This is a genomic window from Haladaptatus ordinarius (genome assembly GCF_054177595.1).
Window position 1 is genome coordinate 1 of the sequence record NZ_JBPEHH010000256.1, and the last position, 1442, is coordinate 1442.

The following is a 1442-nucleotide window of genomic DNA, read 5'->3' on the forward strand; positions in this document are numbered from 1 at the left end:
CGATGTAGCGGATGGAGAGCGAAGCATTTGGCCTGCGTATGAAACCACTGTTGGAGATGAGCTAGACATCTTGTTCGGGGTGTTCCGCCGGGAACACCCCTTTCTCCTGCGCCCTCAGCTCTAAATTTCCATCACTTTGCGACGATCGTCGCTCGCTTCGAACCGCTGGTCGACCGGCGTCGGAACCGGCGCGGACGAACCCGTCGAGGAGGAAAGTTCCAGCGGAAAAGGAACGCTCGTTAAAGAGCACGTCAAATGCGAAGCGGATTGCACCTGTAATAATAGAAATAACAATAGATATTATATATACATAAATTTTTGGAGAATAGAACGATGAAATCGGAATACGTTGGTAAGCCGGGAAGAACTGAATAATAATATAATAAATCAATTAATTGTATCAATCGGCCACTCTTTATTAGTGATTTGAGTCTCCTCTGGCTTTATGAAGGACGTAATTCGCAAGGACATAATTCGACCGTATTTCAACGATACCCTCGAGGAGGGTTGTACCTTTTGCGACGAGCGCGCCAATGCTCGAATCACTGGAGAGACTCACGCACCGGATGATTTCCGGTATCTCGGCCGACCGGCCGACGGCGATGAATTCGAGTTTTTCGTTTGTTTCTTCCATTACGCCTTAATCCGGGCAGAGACCAACGAGGAGGATTGTACCTTTTGTGACGAGCGCGCCAAGGCTCGAATCACTGGAGAGACTCACGCACCGGATGATTTCCGGTATCTCGGCCGACCGGCCGACGGCGATGAATTCGAGTTTTTCGTTTGTTTCTTCCATTACGCCTTAATCCGGGCAGAGCCCGACGAAGAGTAACGTCTCTCCCGGTATTGCCACTGATTCTTAGTGATTTGAGTCGCTTAGGAGTACATGCGGCAGTGGATTGTCTCTGGCACCCCCACCAAGATCTATCCGAATAGTGGGGAGAGCAGTATATTGGTGGACGGCAATGAGAGTACTCCGCACTAGTAGAGGAGTTCAACGCCGAACGCTGCGATGAATTCGTTGAGGAAATGGGCGAGAAGAAATCCAATCAAGACGACACTTCCGATGCGAAGGCTTTCGGTAAGTAGCCACCGACCGTCAATATCAAATCCACTAATAAAACTAATCAATTCTCCGCTGCGATAAACCCACACTCACTATTCTGCTCTGTAGGAGCGCTAGCCTGCGGCGTGGCGACTCGGTCATCTCGGTAGAAAGCGAAGCGACAGACTGTTGTGAGTTCGGAAATCCGCCGCTTCACGCGTGGTATGGTCGCTACTGCTAAAACAGTTGTTGAGAATCCAGGCGAACCCGCCGACCCCGTAGTGATTAACGTAACTTCTGGATGAATCCGCTGAGATGATTCTCAATCCACGAGCCTGCGAAACTCAGTCGGTCGGTCAATTTCGTGAAGATTTCATCGAGGAGGGCGCGGTACTCG

1 protein-coding gene is annotated in these 1442 nt (G+C 50.2%); it reads left to right on the top strand.

All coding sequences use genetic code 11. The features are described from left to right. The first annotated feature begins 445 nt into the window (after nucleotides 1-445). Nucleotides 446-832 (top strand): hypothetical protein, encoded by a 387-nt coding sequence (locus tag ACR3FF_RS27005; protein ID WP_458191169.1) that lies wholly within the window; start codon nucleotides 446-448, stop codon nucleotides 830-832. The last annotated feature ends 610 nt before the right edge of the window (nucleotides 833-1442 follow it).

Bases quoted from the DNA above. Each gene is read 5' to 3' on its own strand.
- ACR3FF_RS27005 (WP_458191169.1), top strand. From the start codon at position 446: ATGAAGGACGTAATTCGCAAGGACATAATTCGACCGTATTTCAACGAT.